The organism is Robertmurraya sp. DFI.2.37 (genome assembly GCF_029211245.1).
In the GTDB taxonomy this organism is placed as follows: Bacteria; Bacillota; Bacilli; order Bacillales; family Cytobacillaceae; genus Robertmurraya; species Robertmurraya methanolica_A.
The window spans coordinates 1-21,248 of record NZ_JARGEJ010000068.1 but is presented as its reverse complement, the minus strand read 5'-3'; the positions used below and the strand labels follow the sequence as shown (position 1 = coordinate 21,248).

Here is a 21,248-nt window from a genome sequence, read left to right as displayed (position 1 = left end):
TGGAGAATTTCTTTAGCATTTTAAAGCAAGAGATGTATTACGGGGAAAAACTAGTAAGCTATGAAGATTTAAAAAGAAAAATAGAAGATTATATTTACTGGTATAACAATATACGATCAAAAGAAAAATTGACTGGACTAAGTCCGGTTGAATACCGAATTCAATCCAGTCAATCAGCTGCATAATAAAAACTCTAACTTTTAGGGGTAAGCTCCTATTCGGACTCTTTTCTAGATTTTCCTGTTGCTTCCGGTCGAATCGACCTTCTATTCGGACTCTTTTCTAGATTTTCCTGTTGCTTCCGGTCAAATCGGGCTTCTATTCGGACAAATTTTGAGATGATTTCGCTTCATCTGGCCGAATAAAAATCATGGACAATGCACACCTTGCTAGTTCTTCTTAACATAAACATTTCATTCAAGTCGAAAATTTTTAACTTTTCATAGTTGAATGATGTAACCTACATAAAACGAAAAAATGGCGTGCAACATCTGAAAACAGATTCGCGCCATTTTCTATTACTAAAAATATAAACTTGAGCATTCGCTATTATGGCAAAAAGTCGAGAAGAGGACCATTTTTCACAACATTTTTAGTCACCTGTTTATTGTCTTCCAAGAGAAAAATGGTATCATTATACCAATTTGCCTTGCTTAATGGTGGTGATGTCCGTGCCCCTCTTTTGAAGGATTAGTGATTTCAAATTGCGGTTCTGGAACATAAAAGTATTTAATCCAAACTCCGTCTAAAAATTCTTCCCGCTTATCAAGGAGAATATCGATCCCTTTATCCGTTTTAACAATCTCATCATGTTCTGTAGGTGTATCAAACTTTAAATCATAATGGGCGTGATCACCATGCATATGAGTAATAAAAACACGGATCATCTTTCCTTCAGCTTCTTCACTTCCTAGCATCTCTTTTAGTACCTTTGCCGCATTTTTATTGATTTTGCACTTCATAATTATTCCTCCACATATAGATTCTTCTTCATTATACAAGGAAAGCTCCAAGGAAAGAAAATGACAAGTCTTGAAGTTGCTTACACAAGATAAAGAAAAACACAGAAGAAATGGGATACGCTCCCCCCTACCACAAAAACATGCCAGAGGGTGTGGTGATATTTAAACCCTCTCCATACATAAAACACAGAACCGATTGTATACAATAATCCGCCAATTACGAGAAGAAGAATGGCATTTTGCGGTAAGTTATTCATTAAAGGCTGCCAAGCAAAAACAATGAGCCACCCCATCAGAACATACAACAATGTTGAATAAAGAACAAATTTTTTCACAAAAAAAGATTTAAAAACAGTACCAGCAAGGGCTAGACCCCAAACAATGCCAAAAATAGTCCAGCCAAGCCAACCTTTAATAACGAGAAATAAAAAAGGTGTATACGTTCCAGCTATAAAAAAATAAATGGCTGAATGATCAAATATTTCAAAAATGTCCTTTGCCTTCCCTGATGGTAAACTGTGTAGCATTGTAGAACATAAATACATAAGCAGCATCGTACTTCCGAATAATGTAAAACTTACGATATGCCATGGGCCTCCATGAACAACAGACTCGATTATCAAGAACACTAAGGCAACTATACTTAGTAATGCCCCTATACCATGGGTAATTGCGTTCGCAATTTCTTCGCCCTTCGTAAACGTATGCGTTTCGCTCATTTTATCTCCTTCTTTCCATCTTGTTCTTCCATTATTTCATCAACAAGTTGTTCAGCAGCCCTTCTATACAAATTACTGATATGAGCAAGTGAAGTAATCAGCATCACTTTACGCAAATAGTCACTTTTATCTGTCTCAAGTTTGGCTACTTCCTTATCAACCTCCGCTACTCTCTCCTGAATATCCTTTTTAAAATGCTCCGTGTTTTCTTTACTTAGCTGCAAATAACTATTATAAAAAGGTTCTAATTCGAAGCTTTCCTCTTCTACTATCATTTTATTAATTCCCTGAAAAGTCTCTTTGATATCATTGATCGATAATGACCCTTTTAATTGGTAAATAAGACTGATTAATAATAAATGCTCCTTTGAATACTTCTTATTTTTTATTGGAAAAAATAATTTTGCTTTCGCATAATTATTTATCATTGTCTTTGTTAAGATTTTCTCATCTTCATTTCTTTTTGCATCTTTAAAATGATTCTCGAACAATTGAATCACTTGATCCATATATAAATCAATCTCAGGAATTTCTGTAAGTGATATTTCATGTTGAAGGTCAAGCCCTTCCATAAATTTATCTAACCTTCCCATTCACAGACCTCATTTCATTTAAAATCCTCTTTATTGTAACTTAAAAACCGGATGTTGTAAACTCACCACTACATAACAAATGTAACAAATAACAATAAGTAGTTATAAAAACTACATAAATCTTTATTAAATAAAAGCAGTAAAGCAAAAATTCTGTCCTATTTCTTAGAATAATGATAAAATATGAAAAAGTTTAAAAATTTGTGTTATAGTGTTTGTGAAAGCGAGGGACTAAAATTGGCAGAATTACGAAGTAACATGATCAAAAGAGGATTTGACCGTGCACCCCATCGAAGCTTGCTTCGAGCTGCTGGTGTAAAAGAGGAAGATTTTGATAAACCATTTATTGCTGTTGTAAATTCATATATTGATATTGTTCCAGGACATGTGCATTTACAGGAGTTTGGAAAAATTGTCAAGGAGGCAATTCGCGAAGCTGGCGGAGTACCGTTCGAAATGAATACAATCGGCGTTGATGATGGGATTGCAATGGGGCATATCGGGATGCGCTATTCACTCCCTAGTCGGGAGATCATTGCCGACTCTGTTGAAACCGTTGTTTCTGCCCATTGGTTCGATGGGATGGTTTGTATTCCGAACTGTGACAAAATCACACCAGGGATGTTAATGGCAGCTCTTCGTGTAAATATTCCTACAATTGTTGTCAGCGGCGGACCGATGAAAGCAGGAATCGATAGTCAGGGGAATGCCCTCGATTTAACCTCCGTATTTGAAGGCGTAGGGGCATTCCAAGCTGGGAAAATTGATGAAGCTAGATTAACAGAAATTGAACAAGTCGCATGTCCTTCATGTGGTTCATGTTCAGGGATGTTTACAGCAAATTCAATGAATTGCTTAGCCGAAGGGCTCGGTCTTGCTCTTCCGGGAAATGGTACTATTTTAGCGGTTGCCGAGGAACGTAAGGAATTTGTGAAGAAATCAGCGAAGCAATTAATGACATTAATCGAGAATGATATTAAACCGCGCGATATCGTCACGATTGAAGCAATCGATAACGCCTTCGCATTAGACATGGCCATGGGTGGTTCGACGAATACGGTATTACACACATTAGCATTAGCACATGAAGCTGAAATCGAATACTCACTCGAACGTATTAATGAAATTGCTGCTCGTGTTCCCCATTTAGCCAAAATCGCTCCTGCATCGAATTATCATATTGAGGATGTTCATAATGCTGGTGGCGTCAGTGCAATTATTAATGAAGTTTTAAAGAAACCAGGGGCCATGAATGGAGATTGCTTAACTGTTACTGGGAAAACACTAAAAGAAAATGTAGCGGGCTGTGATATTTTAGATAAGGATGTCATTCGGCCATTAGACAATCCACACTCCGAAAAGGGTGGTCTCGCTGTTTTATTTGGGAATCTTGCTCCAGAAGGGTCCGTCATCAAAGTTGGTGCCGTTGACAAAGAAGTTGGTGGCTATCACAGAGGACCAGCCATTTGCTTTAATTCCCAAGAAGAGGCGTTATCCGGCATCATCACGGGAAAAGTTAAAGAAGGTGATGTCGTTGTCATCCGTTATGAGGGGCCAAAAGGTGGACCAGGAATGCCTGAGATGCTTGCACCAACCTCTCAAATTGTTGGTCGAGGACTCGGTGCAAAGGTTGGACTTATTACAGACGGAAGATTTTCTGGTGCTTCTCGCGGAATTTCAATCGGCCATATTTCTCCAGAAGCCGCTGAAGGTGGACCAATTGCTTTTGTCGAGGATGGGGATATAATCGAACTTGATTTAAATAACCGCAAAATCACCTTGGAAATTTCTGATGAAGAATTTGCAAAACGGAAATCAAACTGGAAAGACTTTGAGCCTAAAGTGAAAAAAGGCTATCTTGCTCGCTATTCAAAGCTTGTTACCAATGCGAGCACTGGTGGTGTACTGAAAATATAAGCAAACTAAAGAAACAGCCCGCTTTTAAAAATGGGCTGTTTCTTCAATAGCATTAGTCAAAGACTATTCCTCAGACTTTAAATTCTCTTACAGTTTCCTGTAATTTCCCAACAATTGTGTTTAATGTATTCCCTGACCCGGTATAAAAACACTACAGACAAACTCCATTATAGAGTTCACTTAAATTCCCATATTTTTAATCTTGATTCGAACCTTCTATTTTAAACTCTGCTACAGTTTCCTGAAGCTGTTCAGCAATAGAATTTAAGGAATTCGCTGCCGACAATATTTGTTGCATAGATGCAAGTTGTTCCTCAGTAGAAGCAGATACCGATTGCGTATGATGCAACGATTGCTGAGCAATTTCTGAAATCCCGCCTGCCGTGGCAGATACCTCCTCGGAACTTGCTGACATTTGCTCTGCAGTTGCTGCCGCTTCAGTTATTTGTATTTCCATCTCTTCCATCGCTTTCATGATCTCTTTGAAGCTGCCCTCTGTTTTCTCAACGATGGACAGCCCTTGGGAAACATCTGCATTCACCTGATTCATTGATTTGAACGCATCCATCATGTCATTATTAATCGCATAAATCAGTTCGGAAATTTGCGTGGAAGATTGCTGTGCTTGCACAGCTAACTTTTGCACTTCTTCAGCAACAACAGCAAAGCCTTTCCCATGCTCACCAGCACGAGCGGCTTCTATCGCAGCATTTAAAGCTAACAAATTGGTTTGATTGGCAATTTCAGAAATCGTATTGGTAATAACTCCTATTTGTTTCGAACGCTCATCTAATAGTTTAACCGCTTCAGTGCTTGCGTTAACAGATTCGTGGATTGTTTCCATTTGTGCGACTGTCTCATCAATTAAAGCTCCACCGCGCTGTGCATGTCCCCTCGTCGTTTTAGTAGATTCAGAGATGAGCGAGGATGTCTCTGCTAGATTATTAATGCCAATCGTTATCTCATCCATCGCACGAGCACTTTCCTCTACGCTACTTGCTTGTTTTTCAGCTCCCTCAACAACGTCTTGGATGATCTGTGTAATATGTTCTGTTGCAGCAGTTGTTTGTTCTGCCCCCGCCGTTAACTCCTGAGATGAGGCAGCAACTTTTTCAGAATTTGTTATAACCTTTTCAATCATCACACGCAAATTATTCTTCATTGAATTATAGCAGTCAGCGAGTGCACTTAGTTCATCGCTCTTCCCATCGTGAACTTCTATAGTAAAATCACCGTGCTTCGCAGCATCCAAAGCAGTCGAAATTGCTGATAATCTCTTCGTTAATCCTCTTGTGAAGAGATAAACGACAATAATAGAAAGAGCAATCATTACGACAAGAACGATAAGAAATGTTTTCATAAACGCAACAAGTGTATGATCAATAATATCCTGCGGTGCTCCTACATAAAAAATTCCAATCGTGTCACCATTATTATCATGAATAGGTGTGTATCCGGTTACATAGTTATTACCGACTACATTTGCTTCACCGAAGAAATCCTTATTTTGTTCCAATACAGCTTTGGCAACTTCTTCAGATACTTGCGTACCAACTGCCCGTTGACCGTCTATCAAAACATTCGTAGCAACGCGGGTATCACCTTGAAAAATCGTTACCGTATCACCAGTTTGTTCCCCTATTTCATCGACAATCTCAAAATTCCCACTAATTTGCGTTTGTCCTTTATAAAGCTCACCATTTTTAATTTCCCAATCTCCTGGGTATTTGGCATCAATATAGCTTTTACCAAGATTTAAATCTCCCTTTGCCTTTTCTAAAGCAAAATCTTTAATTCCCTTTGTTACTTGTTGGACTACTACTCCTCCTACAGCCACAGCTAAAAACAACATCATAATTAAAACAATTAAATTAATTTTTGGACCAAGCTTTAATTTTAAATTCATCAGTATGTCTCCCCTAAGTTTCATTATATATTGTCCAAATAGTATATATTTAGAATGATAAACGAGCAATGATAATTTTCACACATTCCCTCCAAATTTCACCAGCAAAAAGGCAGGAACTCCTTAGACATCAACTAAGGCTTTGATTATTCTATGTTAAGGATACAGAAGCACTATTTCTCATGTTCAATTTAAAAAACTCAACACTTAATAAAATAAACTTTCCTGAAATCAACACACCGATTGTATATAAACTTAAAGCCGTAAAAACGAAGGGGAAACCCTATTAATGAAATTTATCATTTCTTAAAATAAAGACACCTGGGTTATCCAAGTGTCTCGATCGTATATTTGCTAAGATAATACCTTCTTACAGCAAAAAATAACTCTATCAGAAAATAAAATAGTACAGCGGGCCAAACGATTTTGAATAGTTGTTCTCCTAATAGAAAGGATCTTTCAATTAGAGGGTGAAGAAAATATACACAAAATAATGATAGCAACAGCCAATAAATTGAATACCTCAAGCAAATATGGCCTTGAAAATTCAAGCTATTGGTTGAATAATCCCACCACTTTTTATGAAACAAAGTTGTAAATAGGCTTCCAGTAACGTACTCTACAAAAGTTGGAATAAATAAGCATAGAAAAATAACATGTGTCCAGTGGGTCGAGGGGGTTATCATCGCTACCAATAACAAGGGGGCAACTCCATACATCGGTTTAAAAGGGCCAATAAAAAAATTATCTTTAAAGAAAAATCCTTTCGTAATGTAGCTATGAATATTCTCAAGCATCCATCCCAAAAACGAGTAGATAAAAAAGAAATAAACAATTGGAGCCATTACAGTAGAAATAGTAGTCCAGCTTATCATTTTGCCTCCACCTCTCATACCATTGTTTTTGGCTCATTTATTGTGAAACCAAAGTTTCACAATAAATGACATAAAACAAAACCTAAAACAGTGTTTTAGGTTTTGCCTATTGCTACAAATTTATTCTCCTTTAAACTGAGGTTGACGCCCTTCACTAAAAGCTTTAAGTGCCTCTGTTCGGTCCTTAGTTAGAATGATAGCCTCGTACGCATTTGCTTCAATGGCAAGACCTGTTTTCAAATCGAGATTGTTCCCGCCATTTATAGCATATTTTGCTTGAACAACAGCAAGGGGACCATTTCGCAAAATTTCTTCTGCCAACTCAATCGCACTGTTGCGAAGCTCTTTCGGTTCAACGACTTTATTTAACAGTCCCAGTTCAAAAGCCGTACTTGCATCAATCTTTCGCGCTGTAAGAATTAATTCTTTTGCTTTAGATATTCCAATTAATCGTGCTAATCTTTGTGTTCCTCCAGCACCTGGTATGATCGCCCAACTAACCTCTGTTAATCCGAAGATGGCATCTCTACTCGCAAAACGAAAATCACAGGCGAGTGCTAATTCAAGTCCACCACCTAAGGCATAGCCATTTATAGCGGCAATCGTCGCTTGTGGCAATTCTTCTATTTGCGTAAAAAGGTCGCGAATTTTTTGTACATTACTCCGTACCTGCTGCTCATTTAATTGTTTTCTTTCTTTCAAATCCGCTCCTACACTGAATGCTTTCTCACCAGCTCCGGTTATTACGACAACCCGAATATGTGGATTACTCTTTACTTCCTGAACTATTTTCTCCAAATGATGCAGTGTCTCTAAATCAAAGCAATTTAGTTGGTTTGGTCGATTAATTGTAATAAATGCCATACTTCTATCAACTTCAAAAAGAATTTTGTCCATGACGCTTCCCCCTTTTTAACTATCATACTAAGATGTTTGTAAAACATGCCTTCATTTCAAGGTTCATCCAATATTAAAATTTGTTATAATCTAAATAATCTAAAAATTTTCAACTTATTAATTCCTTCTATACATTTTTGTTAAAAAATTTGAGAATGGAGAAGCGACATGAATAAATGGCTCTACTCTGGCTTAGTTTTATTAGCGACTAGTTTAATGGGTTCTTCTTTTGCGATTGGTAAGATGGGGCTTGCCTATTCATCACCTATTTTATTCGTTTCCTTTCGTTTTACGCTTGCTGGAATCGTTATGGGCACGTTAGTCAAACTGTTCCAGCGCGTACATCCGAAATCATATAAAGCTTGGGGGAAAGTGATAATCGTCGGTCTGTTTCAAACCACAGGGGTGATGGGATGTATATTTTTAAGCTTAAAAACAATCAATGCAGGGGAATCTTCCATTTTAACATTTACGAATCCTTTTTTAGTCGTTCTGTTTGCAACCCTTTTTACGAAAGCGAAATATAGAGTTTTACAATGGCTTGGAGTTAGCATTGGTTTTATCGGTGTCTTCATTACCCTTGGTATGAGTCTTCAATATGAAATCGGAACGTTATTCGCCTTTGCCTCTGCTGTTAGTTGGGCGATTGCTACACTTCTTGTCAAAGCATGGGAAAAGGAGTTTGATAATTGGGTTTTAACTGCTTATCAAATGCTCTTCGGTGGAATTCTGTTAATGATTGCAAGCTTTCTATTTGAAAATCCTTCATTTATTATCACGAGTGAGTCCATCGCCATTTTACTTTGGTTAGCGATTATGGCTTCTGTTGTACAGTTCGGCAGCTGGTTTACTGTACTACGGCTTGGCGATCCTGGCAAAACAAGCGCCTTTCTTTTTTTAGCCCCATTTTTCGGAGTATTATCCGGCTGGTTCTTATTAAACGAAACATTAACAGGTGAGCTTCTAATTGGTGGCCTCTTTATTTTTTTCGGTATTTTCCTCGTTAACTGGAACCCTGTGTTGAAGAGAAATAGACCGTTAAAAAACATGAATTGTAATAGAGAAGAGCAATCGCGATGAAATTAATGCTAGAGCGCGAAGAGACACTCAGAAATTAGTATGCAAATTGTTCGTGCGGGCATTCAAACACTCATTCCCAACCCTGACTACACGGGTCCGTTCTAGCGCTCAAAAATGATGATGTCTAAACCCTTAGCTTGTTTATTAAAGATACAAAATAAATATGTAAAACCTAAATCTTTTACATATTTATTGGCTTTGCGTCATTTTAGAAGTACCTCAATTCCGAACAACCGCAATCGCACTTTCATTGTCTTATCCTCCAAGATTGTAGCAGACGCAACTTCTCGGAGGAGAGACGCACACTTTTTAGACAATCTATGCTCTATGTATTGTTTCAGCCAAAATCTGTGCACCTTGCACTAAAGCTGATTGATCAAAATTCATCTTAGGGTGATGTAGGCCTGGCTGCAGGTTTGCTCCTACACCAATCATGGAAGCCTTTATTTGCGGTTTCTTAATCGTGTAAAAGTGAAAATCATCTCCTCCAGGGGTTACAACAGATGGGGCAAAGCCTTCCTCTCCTAATAAAGATTTAATTGCTCCCTCCGCAACTTTTTCCGCTTCATGAGAAACTTCAGCTGCTGGAGTATAGCCTGACCATTCCCAATCGATCTTATTTCCAAAAAGTTCTTCTAAATGATTAATAATATGTTCAACTTGTGTGCGAATTTTTGCTAAAACGTCATTCTTTTGTGCCCGAACATCAATCGCAAACTCCGCCGCTCCTGGGATAATGTTGATGCTTTCTCCACCAGCTATGACCTTTGTCAGCTTTACAGAGCAAGCTTCAGAAGGGTCGATATAAATCGTATTTAATAATTGATGAAGTGCCACGATAACATCAAGACTATTCTTCCCTTGATGTGGTCGGGCTGCATGGGCGTCGATTCCTTCTACTTTGCCAATTAAAGAGACATGAGCACCATGGCGAATGGATGCGGAAACTTTCCCTAATGGAAGCTCCTCAATCGGACGGAGATGAATCCCAAAAAGGTGAGTCACCTGCTCCATAACCCCTTTCTCAATCAAGGCAAGCGCACCTTCTCCCTTTTCCTCCGCAGGCTGGAAGATGAAGCGAATTTTCTTTTTCAATGGCTTTTCCCGTAAATATAAAATCGCTCCTAGCACCATTGCAATATTAGCGTCATGACCACAGGAATGATTTCCTTGCCATACTCCATCTACTTCTTGCCAAAGAGCATCAATATCAGCTCGAACAGCTATGACTTCATCACCTTGACCTATTTCGGCAATAATCCCCGTCATCTCGGAGAAACGTTCGTAGCCAACTCCCATTTCCTCTAAAATGCTTGCAATTTTTTCTGTTGTCTTAAATTCCTTCCAGCCAACTTCTGGTATTGCATGAAACTCCCGATACCACTTCAATATCTCCTTCATCCTTTTACACTCCATTCTGCCTTAAACTCAGTTATCCTCCGATCTTATAAAATTTATCTAATAATTTCAACTATTTATCATATACATCAACGGCATGTTTCAATGCGGCATTCAGCAAAAAAAGGCCTTTTTTCCAACGCTATCATCGTACACAGCGAATTAATGATTGTTCTATCGATAAATAAACTAAGGCTCCTGCCCTGTTGACTTAGCTCGGGAGAAAGCAATAGTTGATTTGTCTGCACCAGCTTTTCCTTGTCGTCGCTACACTCATAAAAATACTACCCCACCTATTCGATCTTGATTTTTGGCTACCTTTCTCTCTGGACCTTTCAGCCTAACGAATAAAGCGTTTGAAACCAAGGGAGATAAATCTTCTGACAACCATCTTATTGAATAACGCTAAATGATTAAAAAGAATCTGCCTTATAAGACAGATTCTTTCTGTGGTAATTGTTTTAAAACCTTTTCTTTTTCCTGAAAGTCAAAATCAACCAGCTTTGGAAACTGAGCGTACACAAGCTCCCCTTTCGATATTGGTCCGATTTCACGATATTTCTCTTCATTCAATTCTGCCTCAAATAATATATCGTCATCAAGGCGATTCAATTGGATGCGAACAGTTGAACCAATAAAGTGAACATGAATCACTTTTGCTGGAATACTTTCACCAAGAGGAGTTCTTTTTAAACTTACTTCATGAGGTCGAATATATCGGCCGTTAACCTCATTGACTCTGCCAAGAAAACGATAGACAAACGCATTCACCGGGTGTCGATACACTTCTTCCGGACTACCTGTCTGCACCACTTTTCCCTCATTCATGACGACAATCGTATCAGCCATTTCTAATGCTTCTTCCTGATCATGAGTGACAAAAATAGTCGTTATTTTTAATTTTTCATGGCTCTCTCTAAGCCAGTGCCTAAGTTCCTGACGCACTTTTGCATCTAAGGCGCCAAACGGCTCATCAAGCAAAAGAACATCCGGTTCGACGGCAAGTGCCCGCGCCAATGCAATCCTTTGCTTTTGACCTCCAGACACTTGTGATGGATAGCGCTCTGCCAAATGTTCAAGTTGGATAAATTTCAATAAATCATATACCTTCTCTTTTATTTCCCCTTTGCTTGGGCGCAGATGCCGAGGTTTTATCTTTAAGCCAAATGCAATGTTGTCGAATACAGACATATGCTTAAATAACGCATAATGTTGAAAAACGAAACCGACTCTTCGTTCCTTTACCGCTTTATTTGTATAATCTATATCATTAAATAGTATTCTTCCAGAATCCAAATTTTCCAAACCAGCAATCATTCTGAGCAGGGTAGTTTTTCCCGATCCAGAGGGACCTAAAAGGGCAGTAAAATCCCCGGAGGGAATTTCCAAGTTCACATGATTTATCGCTTTGTATTCTCCAAAGTATTTCGATACCTCTTCAATTGTAATTCCCATTTTACCTTCCCCCATAACAATTTCTTGCGATTATTTAGTTTTCCATTCTACAATACTCTTTAAAAATAACGTTACAATCGCTAACATCGCTAAAATAGAAGCGACAGCAAATGCAGCGGTAAATTGATATTCATTATATAAAATTTCAACATGGAGGGGGATTGTATTTGTTAAGCCTCTAATATGCCCGGATACAACAGACACGGCTCCGAACTCCCCCATCGCCCGGGCATTGCACAAAATTACCCCATAAAGAAGACCCCATTTTATATTAGGAAGCGTAATGTGGAAAAACATTTGCCAACCATTCGCTCCTAAGATTCGCCCTGCTTGTTCTTCATCTGTGCCTTGCTCTTGCATAACAGGAATTAACTCCCTTACAACAAACGGAAAGGTAACAAATACAGTTGCTAAAATAAGACCAGGCACGGCAAAAACAATTTTAATGTTATTGGCCTCGAGGAAGGGACCGAGAAAGCCCTGTGAACCAAATAAAAGGACAAACACAAGACCAGCGATGACTGGCGAAACAGCAAAAGGGATATCAATGAGGGTGATAAGAAAATTCTTCCCTTTAAATTGAAACTTTGTAATTGCATAAGCAGCTATAACACCAAATATAGTGTTAAGAGGAACCGCAATTGCAGCAACCAGCAAAGTTAGTTTTATCGCTGAGCGGGCATCTGGATCCATTAATGAAGCCAAATACAACTCTGCTCCTTTGCTAAAAGCTTCTGTAAACACCGCTATTAAAGGAACAACAATAAACAGAGTTAAAAATGCGAGGGCAACTCCGAGCAATAACCCTTTCCGAATAAATCCGTAATTAAAATTCAGACTTCTAATTTTATAAGGTGATTGAATCTTATTCATCTTTTCCTCTCTCTCCTAAACCGTTTCGTACCTCTTCGATATTCTCCACTGCCAGAAGTTTATTAAAAATAAGAGAATGAAAGAAATAACAAGCATAACGGCTGCAACCGCAGCAGCTCCAATATAATCAAACTGCTCCAGCTTAGTGACAATTAATAATGGTACAATTTCTGTCTTCAGTGGCATATTTCCTGATATAAAGACGACTGAACCGTATTCTCCTAATGCACGGGCGAAAGCTAGCGAAAATCCAGTCAAAATGGCTGGAAAAATGGTTGGAAAAATAATTTTCGTGAAGACTTGCAAAGAATTGGCTCCAAGGGTTGAAGCCGCTTCTTCATATTGTTGATCCAACTCCTGTAATACTGGCTGTACTGACCGAACGACAAATGGCAGTCCAATAAAGATTAATGCAATCATAATTCCAAGTGGTGTGAAGGCAACCTTTATTCCGAATGTTTCAAAGAATCGACCGATCCATCCATTGGGAGCATAAAGCGTTGTTAAAGCAATTCCTGCCACAGCAGTCGGCAATGCAAAAGGCAAATCAACGAGCGCATCGACGATTTTCTTACCCGTAAATTGATATTTTGCCAAAATCCAAGCTATTAGCGTTCCAAAGATTGCATTAATGAAAGCCGCAAAAAAAGAAGTTGAGAAGGTTAGTTGAAAGGAGGCCAACACTCTTCGATCCGTAACAATATTCCAAAAATCATCCCAACTAATTGTCGCTGCTTTTAGAAATAGAACAGCAATGGGGATGAGGACGATCAGACTTAAATAGACTAGTGTAAATCCCATCGACAACCCAAAAGCGGGTAAAACATGATGATGGTATTTTTTCTTCTTAAACACGGACTCCCGCTCCTTCTTTATGGTTGATAAATTTGATCGAAAATTCCTCCATCTGCAAAATGAGTTTGTTGAGCATTTTGCCAACCACCAAATGGTTCATCAATTGTAAATAGTTCGATTTTCGGGAACTGGTCTTCATATTTTTTAGCAACTTCTTCCGCCCTTGGCCGATAGTAGTTTTTAGCGGCGATCTCCTGTCCAGCATCTGAATACAAATAATCAAGATAAGCTCTCGCCACCTCTTCTGTCCCGTGTTTTTCCACCGAGCTATCGACAACTGTTACAGGAGGTTCTGCCAAAATACTTACGGATGGAATAACAATTTCAAATTTATCCTCACCAAGTTCATTTAATGCTAAAAATGCTTCATTTTCCCATGCCAGTAAGACATCGCCAATTTCTCTCTCAACAAACGTGGTTGTTGCTCCCCGTGCTCCTGAGTCTAGTACGGGCACATTTTTAAAGAGCTTTTGTACAAACTCCTTTGCTTTTTCTTCATTGCCGTTATTTTCTCCTAGTGCATACCCCCATGCCGCTAAGTAGTTCCATCTTGCTCCTCCAGACGTTTTCGGGTTCGGGGTAATAACGGAAACATCCTCTTTAATCAAGTCATCCCAATCTGTTATATTTTTCGGATTCCCAGTTCGGACAAGAAATACAATCGTTGAGGTATAAGGAGAGCTATTATGTGCCAATCTTTCCTGCCACTTGTCAGCAAGTTTGCCTGCTTTGGCAATGGCATCAATATCATAAGCAAGTGCCAATGTTACGACGTCCGCCTCTAGCCCATCAATGACAGAACGAGATTGTTTGCCTGAGCCACCATGTGATTGATTTATTTTCACCTTTTGCCCTGTTTCCTTTTCCCAATATTCAGCAAAACTTTGATTGAATTCTTCATACAACTCTCTTGTAGGATCATATGAAACATTTAATAGCTCTATCTCTTTACCTTGATTTTCTGACTGTGAAGCTGTCGAACTTGTCGGCTCGCTTGCACAGCCGCTGATTAATAATAGAAAAATTGATACATATACGCTGACAAATGTTTTGTTCATTCTCTTACTCTCCCTTTCACTCATTCGTTAGGGCTTTTTCAATAGACGATGTGTTATGCTGATGTTGACTATAAAGTTGCTACCATCTAACTTCATATTCTATCGCATTAGATATGCACTCTAGTTGCTTCACACAACCTATCAACAAAAAAAGCCCCAATAATTTTCAAATGTACATGCACGTACTGAAAACTAAAGGGCCTTCGGGTGTCCGATCGGCGTATGATGTATTTTAATACCTCTGTTTTGATTTTTTTCCATTTGGCTGCTGTCTCCCCTTTCCTTGAGGTGGGAGACGATATTTTTCCAATCGATCAATTTGTGTAATTTCAGAATCATGAACGGTAATCTGAACCGTTCCATACTCAAGTCCTTCTAGTAAACTAACGATCTTTTCCATTACTTTCTGATCAAGCGTCCCTTTTAATGACAACTAAATCATCTCCTTCTAGCTTTGTCACGCGGTTTTGCAGTAAATCTTCAAGTGTTGTCCTCTCCAAAACATAGGCGATCGTATCTCTTACCAATGTCCATAATGGTTTTAATTGACAGCCCTCTTCCAATGCACAAGGTTCATACTTCGTAATCGATGCACAGCCCATTGGAGATAAAGGACCCTCTAATTGGCGAATAACTTCTCCAATATTGATCGCCTCCGCATTCATTTGAAGTATGTATCCTCCCTTTGCTCCCCTTTTACTTGCTACATACCCAAGTTTCTTCAATTGAAGGAGCAATTGCTCCAAGTAATGAATGCTAACCATTGTTTTCTCGGCAATTTCTTGTATTCCAATTACTTTACCTGGATGATTTCCAAGTAAAATCAATGCTCTTAGTGCATACTCTCCTTTACTTGACACTTTCATCAAAGATCCTCCTCGTAATCTTGAGTATTTCAGTCAACATTCACTGCAAAAAGATCCCCAACCCCATGCAAAATTTTTACTTTAAAAGTATATGCAAGGAAGAAGAAAAGGACACTTATCCTATTTAAAAGGATAAATGTCCTTCAGTTTATCTGATCAGACACGCTCGGGAAATCCCGATTAATTCCATTGGAATAATAATTATTGATTATCATAATACGGAATTCTAATAAAATCAATTGTTTTTTTGAGAAATTTCACTTTTCTCCGCTTTCTTTTTAGTAAAACCATTGCTTCTCCCATTTTGAAATGCTGGAATGATTGTCAATGATGATAAATCTCTTCTTTTGAATGGAAACCGTCGGCAATGACCGTCTCAGCAATATTGTTTTTATCGACAGAAATAGGTGGGAGGAGAATGGATGGAACCTCTATTTTTCCATTATTGATTTTTCTCTCTGTGACGATGTTTTCACCTTCTGCCATCTGGACTGCCGCTTTTGCTGCAGCAGAAGTCAAAGATTTAATCGGTTTATACACTGTCATCGTTTGAGTTCCATTAACAATCCTTCTTATCGCTGCCAATTCTGCATCTTGGCCAGCTACCGGTACCTTGCCTGCAAGCCCGTAACGTGAAAGGACTTTAACTGCTTCCTCTGCTGTCGCATCATTTCCAGCAAACACAGCATCTATTTCATAATTATTGGCTTGAAGTGCGGCCTCCATATTCGAATAGGCATTAATCGGAATCCAATTTTTCGTCCATTGGTCATAAACGATCTTAATATCGCCTTTATCAATTAAGGGCTTCAAAACATTAAAAACTCCCTTTTTTAAAAGATGAGCATTATAATCAGTATCCGCTCCGCCTATATAAACATACTTTCCTTTCGGCACGAGAGCAGTAAGCGCCTTTGCCTGCAATTCTCCTACTTCTTCATTATCAAATGAAACGTATAAATCAATCTCAGCATTCTTTACAAGACGATCGTATGAAATCACTTTAATTCCAGCGAGATGGGCCTTCTGAACAATGGCACCTGCCGCTTCCGCATTATAAGGTACCATTACTAACACATCTACACCTTGTTTAATCAAAGTCTCAGCTTGAATGATCTGCAAAACTTCATCACCGTTTGCTACCATAATTTCCACTTCGGCGCCAATTTCCTCTACTGCCTCCTTAAACATTCTTTTATCCTTTAGCCAGCGCTCTTCCTCTAACGTATCCATAAGAAACCCTACTTTTATTTTCCTCTCCCCACCTGGAACAGCAGCATCTTGAGGAGGAGAGGTTGTTGGAGTAGTATATTGCGGCACAGGTTTCTCACAAGCTCCGCAAAGAGAAACAAGGAGAAGCATGCTCAAGAAGAACATAGTCTTAACCATTTTCTGTTTCATCTACATTCCTCCTACGTTAGTTATTGGCGGCAAACAAGTTTTTCCTGTAATCCTTTGGTGATACTTTACAGACTTTTTTAAATACTTTACTAAAATAATTAGGCTCGTGATAACCGACCTCATAAGTAATTTCCTTAATACTTTTCTTAGGGTCACACATCAATATTTTTGCCTTTTCTATCCGACACTCCGTTAAAAAATCAATATAATTAATCCCTAATTTTTCTTTAAACATTTTACTAATATAAATTGGGCTTAAACCAACCTTCTTCCCTAGCGATTCTAAAGAAATATCTTTATGGGAATTATCCATAATATACTGTTTGAGCTGTCGGATCGTATCAGCTTCAAATTGATCGTAATGATCAGCATGGGTTTGCTTCATTTTTTCAAGAAGAAGATTAACTTCTGCACGCAATTGACGGTAATCTTGAATTTTAAATGAATACAATGGCGTAATCGCTTGAATTCCAATCTCGCTCATAATTCTCGAGATAAGCCACAGCACTTCCATAACTCTTTGCTGTGTATGAACGATAGGACTTCCTTCTTTTTCATACATTTGAATAAAACCCATCACATTCGCCTGAACTTTATCCCATTCTCCGAGGCGAATTTGATCAAAAAACTCTTTTTCTCGCAACGCCATTATGCTCTTCTCATTCCTAGCTACCGTAGGTACATCTGAATAAAAACGATATTTATGAGAAAATTTTGTTTCGCTCGTTGCGATTAATGAATCGTGGTAGGATTGTCTTATTTCCTCTAATGAACTAACGACACTCCCTATTCCGATAAACCATTCCTCATGCTCTAATTTTCTGACAGAAAGGAGTTCACGAGCTAGATAGATTGCTTGAGAGCGAAACGTTTTAGTCGGATCTCTAAAAACAATAATTGGAAGCTGCGTTCCATATAAAGCTCCTACCCAGCACCCCCCTAATTTTCTTAGCTTCTTTTTAATAAGAGGATATAGATTGTCTTTATCGTGTGGGAGTAATAAACACATCACGAACATTTCATTTGTGGATTTTATATCTAGCATTTCCACCAACATGTCTAAATGCACTTCATGTACATGATCAAATAACAGTTGTGTCACAACATCAGTCTCCACAAGGGCCAATGCTTTTTGGTATTCCTGCTGCTTTTGTTTGCGTTCCTCCGCCAATTTCTTTTCTTCTTCAATCTGTTGTAATACCTTCCCCACAGTTTGCAATATTTCGCTCGCCTTGCTTGGCTTTAATAAGTAATCCTTAACGCCTAGTTTAATTGCCTCTCGCAAATACTCAAACATATCATAGGCTGTAACCATGATGAATTTTACATTTTCATGCTTTTTTTGTATAAAAGCTACCGCTTCTAATCCACTCATTCCAGGCATTTTAATATCCATTAAAATCAGATCAGGGCAAAAATCCTCTGTCATTTGCACAGCCATTTTTCCATTTCTTGCTTGCTCAATTTTAAGATTCGGATAAGCCTTCTGCAAAATTGCTTGCATGCCTTCTCTTTCAATTTGTTCATCGTCAACAATTAGGAGCTTTATCATGTTTTATCACCCCTTTTTATTTTAATCGTAACAGTTGTGCCTCTGTTTACACTGCTCTCAATTGCGATTACATCTTCATATCCATAAAAAAGTCGCAAGCGTTTTACAACATTACTAAAGCCTAACCCCGTTGAATGTCCTTCCGTTTGAACTTGTTGTTCCCTTAGGATCTGCTCGATTTTTGCCTCCGACATTCCAACTCCATCATCAGCGATATGAACCTGCACAGAACCTGAGTGCTCTTCAATTTTCAATGAAACCCTACCGCCTTCTTCTTTTGGCTCTACTGCGTGAATAACGGCATTTTCAATAATTGGCTGTAATGTTAAGGCAGGAATGCGAACGTTCAGACAGGCCTCATCAATTTCTGTCTGAAATGTTAACCGATCTGTGAACCTTGCCTTTTGAATATCCATATACTGTTTTAACACTTCCACTTCTTCTGACAAAGTGACTGAACGATCTAAACGCTTTAAATTATAACGAAGCAAGCCTGCTACACTTACAAGTAAATCACTCGTTTCCTCAGAACCCTCCAAATAAGCTTTTTTCGATAATGTATTAAGTGTGTTAAATAAGAAATGAGGGTTTATTTGACTTTGGAGGCTGCGAAACTGACTTTCTTGTAAAAGTAATTTATTTTGCTGAAGCTCATGCTCAAGCTGTGCTTTTTGTTTCATCTCTACAATTAAATTATTAATATTAATGCGCATCCGATCGAATGTTTTTGCTAGAAATGCTATTTCATCATTGGCCTCGACATGAATTTTCACGTTAAAATGCCCTCGTGATAATTCATTGGCTGCCTCTGTTAACTTTTGAATTGGTTTTGTAATGCTTAGTGAAAGCCAATATGTGATGATAAGCAATGCAATCGTAATTAATAAAATGAGCCATATCCCAAGTTTGATTAACTCTTCCGACTGCTGAATAATCGTTCGATAAAAACGATCGTACGTTCTCAATTCTGTATCCAGCAAGGTTAATTTCATTTCTGAGATGTAATTAGAAATTCGATTGGCTTCGGAAAACTCTTTCGTAATTGACTCTGGATCATTCCCGTTATTGAATAAAATTAATCTGTCAGTCGTCTCAACTAAACTATCCACTAGATTAATATAATTCGTTAATGCAAATTGATTTTCTTCATTCCTTAAAGGAAATACATCATATTTAGCTTTCTGAATTCTTTCCTTGCTTGTTTCAAGCTTCTGTAAATTTTCAGCAGTTGGACTTAGCATATAGTTATTTAGGTAGGTGACCATTTCTTGACTGACCCTTGTCACTTCATTCATGCTTAAATATCTTTGCAATATTTCGTTATAATGATGCTGTGTTTTATAATTGTAATATGTAAGAGCAAACCATATACTTGCCATAATAAATAACACAAAAGTTGTCAGCATTAAGATCTTTTTTTGGATACTAATCATCATAGTCCGTCGCTTTCACAATCCGAATATCTGTAAAATATCCATCAATATTAAGTGGCATCGTTTCACCAGTAAGCCAGCCCTTAATTAATTGAACGCTTGTTCTTCCCATCATCTCTGGAGATTGCTCTACTAGCCCATCAATTTTTCCTTCTTGAAGCAATGAAATGGAATCTTGCCCATCATCGAAGGAATAAATATAATATGGTTCCACTTGCGAGCGCTTGCTAATTTCTTGAACTAGAGCGGAGACAATATCAGAATTGACGGCTATAATCGCATCGACATCTGGCCATTTATTCAGCACTTCCTGTGTAGTGGCAATTACTTCTTCACGCGAACTTGAAGTTTCTGCATCTACAAGTTGAATCTCTCGATGACTTTCAAGTACTTCCTTCATTCCTTCCAGTCTCTGCAATTGGTAAAGCTCTTTATCACTATTATAGGTAATCAAAACCTTGCCCCTTGTTCCCATATCTTTTAATAATTCCTCAGCAACCATCTTTCCTGCTTTATACTGATCCGAACCGACATAGGTTCTTCTTAAACTTTCCTGAACAGAGACATCGTTGGCAACAGTGATAACAGGAATGCCATAAAAAGAAGCTTTAACTTTTGTTAAATATTTAAATTCATCAGAATCAAGCCCTTGGACAATAATCCCATCCACTTTTGAATGAATAGCAATTTCCAGCTTTTTTAAAAAGTCTTCATGATTATTCCCATAGCTGCCCCAAATTTCGAGTGAAGCTCCTTCCTTTCTTGCTTGTTCCGTAGCACCACTTCCAACTTTATTCCAAAATGGAGTTTCAGTATCTTGGGTAATGAGAACAAGCCTATATTGCAATTTCTCTTGTTCAATAAATTTCGGCATTTGTCTATCGGAACGAAAAACAATTTCAGCAGAAACAAATGTGAGATAAAGCAGGAAGGAGAACAGGACAAACAGTAAAATAAAACCTATTTTTCGCAAAAGCTGATCTCCTCCTCATTTTTATGCGTTTTCAGTAAAACGCTTTCATAATGTCGTAGTTTCATTATTTGAGTAACTAGATGGCAGCAGTTCTCCTTATCAATCGAGACTCATTTTATTCTCATCATACCACTAAATGGGAATCGGCTAAAAGAGATGGAGAATTTTTATTTTTTCAAAGCAATTTCCATACTTTTTTACTATAGTTGCCCTGGCTAAATTCGTTAGTGCTTTTTTCATTTTGCATTTTTCCCCTGAACTATGACACAATACACTTTTTTCACAGATAGAAAAAAAGAGCACCCTTCTCTATTATGGTACCTATAGTTAGGACACTTGAAAAAGAGTGTTTTATCTATAGGTATTTTTTTATATACTTAAACTTACTAAATAGGAACTAGGGGACAACATGAGTAAAATAACATTTTCAACTAC

20 protein-coding genes are annotated in these 21,248 nt (G+C 38.1%); 3 read left to right on the top strand and 17 right to left on the bottom strand.

What is annotated here, in order from left to right; genetic code table 11:
- The coding region (locus PZE06_RS22470) for an integrase core domain-containing protein (RefSeq protein ID WP_275792056.1) at positions 1-185 on the top strand (185 nt) is incomplete at its 5' end.
- Between the two features lie 468 nt (positions 186-653).
- Here PZE06_RS22470 and PZE06_RS22465 read toward each other — a convergent pair.
- The 3 genes from PZE06_RS22465 to PZE06_RS22455 form a co-directional block, all read right to left on the bottom strand.
- Positions 654-962: an iron-sulfur cluster assembly accessory protein gene (locus PZE06_RS22465; RefSeq protein ID WP_151025946.1), complete on the bottom strand. Its 309-nt coding sequence runs from the start codon at positions 960-962 to the stop codon at positions 654-656.
- Between the two features lie 80 nt (positions 963-1,042).
- Positions 1,043-1,681, bottom strand: coding sequence for a PAQR family membrane homeostasis protein TrhA (gene trhA / locus PZE06_RS22460; protein WP_151025945.1), 639 nt, complete (start codon positions 1,679-1,681; stop codon positions 1,043-1,045).
- Positions 1,678-2,274, bottom strand: coding sequence for a DUF1836 domain-containing protein (locus PZE06_RS22455; protein ID WP_151025944.1), 597 nt, complete (start codon positions 2,272-2,274; stop codon positions 1,678-1,680). Before PZE06_RS22455 ends, trhA begins: the two co-directional genes overlap by 4 nt.
- A 237-nt stretch (positions 2,275-2,511) precedes the next feature.
- On the opposite strand from PZE06_RS22455, the gene ilvD reads away from it, so the two are divergent.
- On the top strand, positions 2,512-4,191 hold the full coding sequence (ilvD, locus tag PZE06_RS22450; RefSeq protein ID WP_191963561.1) for a dihydroxy-acid dehydratase: 1,680 nt from the start codon (positions 2,512-2,514) through the stop codon (positions 4,189-4,191).
- Between the two features lie 196 nt (positions 4,192-4,387).
- On the opposite strand, the gene PZE06_RS22445 is transcribed toward ilvD, so the two are convergent.
- The 3 genes from PZE06_RS22445 to PZE06_RS22435 all read right to left on the bottom strand — a co-directional run bounded on the left by PZE06_RS22445 (position 4,388) and on the right by PZE06_RS22435 (position 7,869).
- On the bottom strand, positions 4,388-6,097 hold the full coding sequence (locus PZE06_RS22445) for a methyl-accepting chemotaxis protein (RefSeq protein ID WP_151025943.1): 1,710 nt from the start codon (positions 6,095-6,097) through the stop codon (positions 4,388-4,390).
- Positions 6,098-6,423: 326 nt separating this feature from the next.
- Positions 6,424-6,942 (bottom strand): putative ABC transporter permease, encoded by a 519-nt coding sequence (locus PZE06_RS22440; protein ID WP_225310791.1) that lies wholly within the window; start codon positions 6,940-6,942, stop codon positions 6,424-6,426.
- A gap of 150 nt (positions 6,943-7,092) precedes the next feature.
- Entirely contained in the window at positions 7,093-7,869 is a 777-nt protein-coding gene (locus tag PZE06_RS22435; RefSeq protein WP_151025941.1) for an enoyl-CoA hydratase-related protein, read from the bottom strand.
- A gap of 168 nt (positions 7,870-8,037) precedes the next feature.
- On the opposite strand from PZE06_RS22435, the gene PZE06_RS22430 reads away from it, so the two are divergent.
- Entirely contained in the window at positions 8,038-8,949 is a 912-nt protein-coding gene (locus PZE06_RS22430) for a DMT family transporter (RefSeq protein ID WP_151025940.1), read from the top strand.
- Between the two features lie 318 nt (positions 8,950-9,267).
- Here PZE06_RS22430 and PZE06_RS22425 read toward each other — a convergent pair whose 3' ends face one another.
- The 11 genes from PZE06_RS22425 to PZE06_RS22375 all read right to left on the bottom strand — a co-directional run bounded on the left by PZE06_RS22425 (position 9,268) and on the right by PZE06_RS22375 (position 20,813).
- Positions 9,268-10,350, bottom strand: a complete 1,083-nt coding sequence (locus tag PZE06_RS22425) for an amidohydrolase (RefSeq protein ID WP_151025939.1) — start codon at positions 10,348-10,350, stop codon at positions 9,268-9,270.
- A gap of 426 nt (positions 10,351-10,776) precedes the next feature.
- Positions 10,777-11,802, bottom strand: a complete 1,026-nt coding sequence (locus tag PZE06_RS22420; RefSeq protein WP_151025938.1) for a sulfate/molybdate ABC transporter ATP-binding protein — start codon at positions 11,800-11,802, stop codon at positions 10,777-10,779.
- A gap of 30 nt (positions 11,803-11,832) precedes the next feature.
- A complete protein-coding gene (gene cysW, locus PZE06_RS22415) occupies positions 11,833-12,675 on the bottom strand; it encodes a sulfate ABC transporter permease subunit CysW (RefSeq protein WP_151025937.1) in 843 nt (280 codons plus the stop codon).
- 15 nt (positions 12,676-12,690) lie between these two features.
- Complete coding sequence (gene cysT / locus PZE06_RS22410; RefSeq protein ID WP_225310790.1) at positions 12,691-13,530, bottom strand: sulfate ABC transporter permease subunit CysT; 840 nt, start codon at positions 13,528-13,530, stop codon at positions 12,691-12,693.
- 17 nt (positions 13,531-13,547) lie between these two features.
- Positions 13,548-14,588: a sulfate ABC transporter substrate-binding protein gene (locus PZE06_RS22405; RefSeq protein ID WP_151025936.1), complete on the bottom strand. Its 1,041-nt coding sequence runs from the start codon at positions 14,586-14,588 to the stop codon at positions 13,548-13,550.
- 232 nt (positions 14,589-14,820) lie between these two features.
- Positions 14,821-15,021: a YezD family protein gene (locus PZE06_RS22400; protein WP_151025935.1), complete on the bottom strand. Its 201-nt coding sequence runs from the start codon at positions 15,019-15,021 to the stop codon at positions 14,821-14,823.
- Positions 14,999-15,454 carry an RrF2 family transcriptional regulator gene (locus PZE06_RS22395; protein WP_151025934.1) on the bottom strand — a complete coding sequence of 152 codons (456 nt, stop codon included), beginning with the start codon at positions 15,452-15,454 and terminating at the stop codon, positions 14,999-15,001. The genes PZE06_RS22400 and PZE06_RS22395 overlap by 23 nt, the downstream gene beginning before the upstream one ends.
- A 324-nt stretch (positions 15,455-15,778) precedes the next feature.
- Positions 15,779-16,855: a sugar ABC transporter substrate-binding protein gene (locus tag PZE06_RS22390; protein ID WP_151025933.1), complete on the bottom strand. Its 1,077-nt coding sequence runs from the start codon at positions 16,853-16,855 to the stop codon at positions 15,779-15,781.
- 16 nt (positions 16,856-16,871) lie between these two features.
- A complete protein-coding gene (locus PZE06_RS22385; RefSeq protein ID WP_151025932.1) occupies positions 16,872-18,407 on the bottom strand; it encodes a response regulator in 1,536 nt (511 codons plus the stop codon).
- The gene (locus PZE06_RS22380) at positions 18,404-19,840 is read right to left on the bottom strand and encodes a sensor histidine kinase (RefSeq protein ID WP_151025931.1); all 1,437 of its coding nucleotides are present in this window, start codon (positions 19,838-19,840) and stop codon (positions 18,404-18,406) included. The genes PZE06_RS22385 and PZE06_RS22380 overlap by 4 nt, the downstream gene beginning before the upstream one ends.
- Complete coding sequence (locus PZE06_RS22375) at positions 19,833-20,813, bottom strand: sugar ABC transporter substrate-binding protein (RefSeq protein WP_151025930.1); 981 nt, start codon at positions 20,811-20,813, stop codon at positions 19,833-19,835. The genes PZE06_RS22380 and PZE06_RS22375 overlap by 8 nt, the downstream gene beginning before the upstream one ends.
- Positions 20,814-21,248 lie beyond the last annotated feature (435 nt).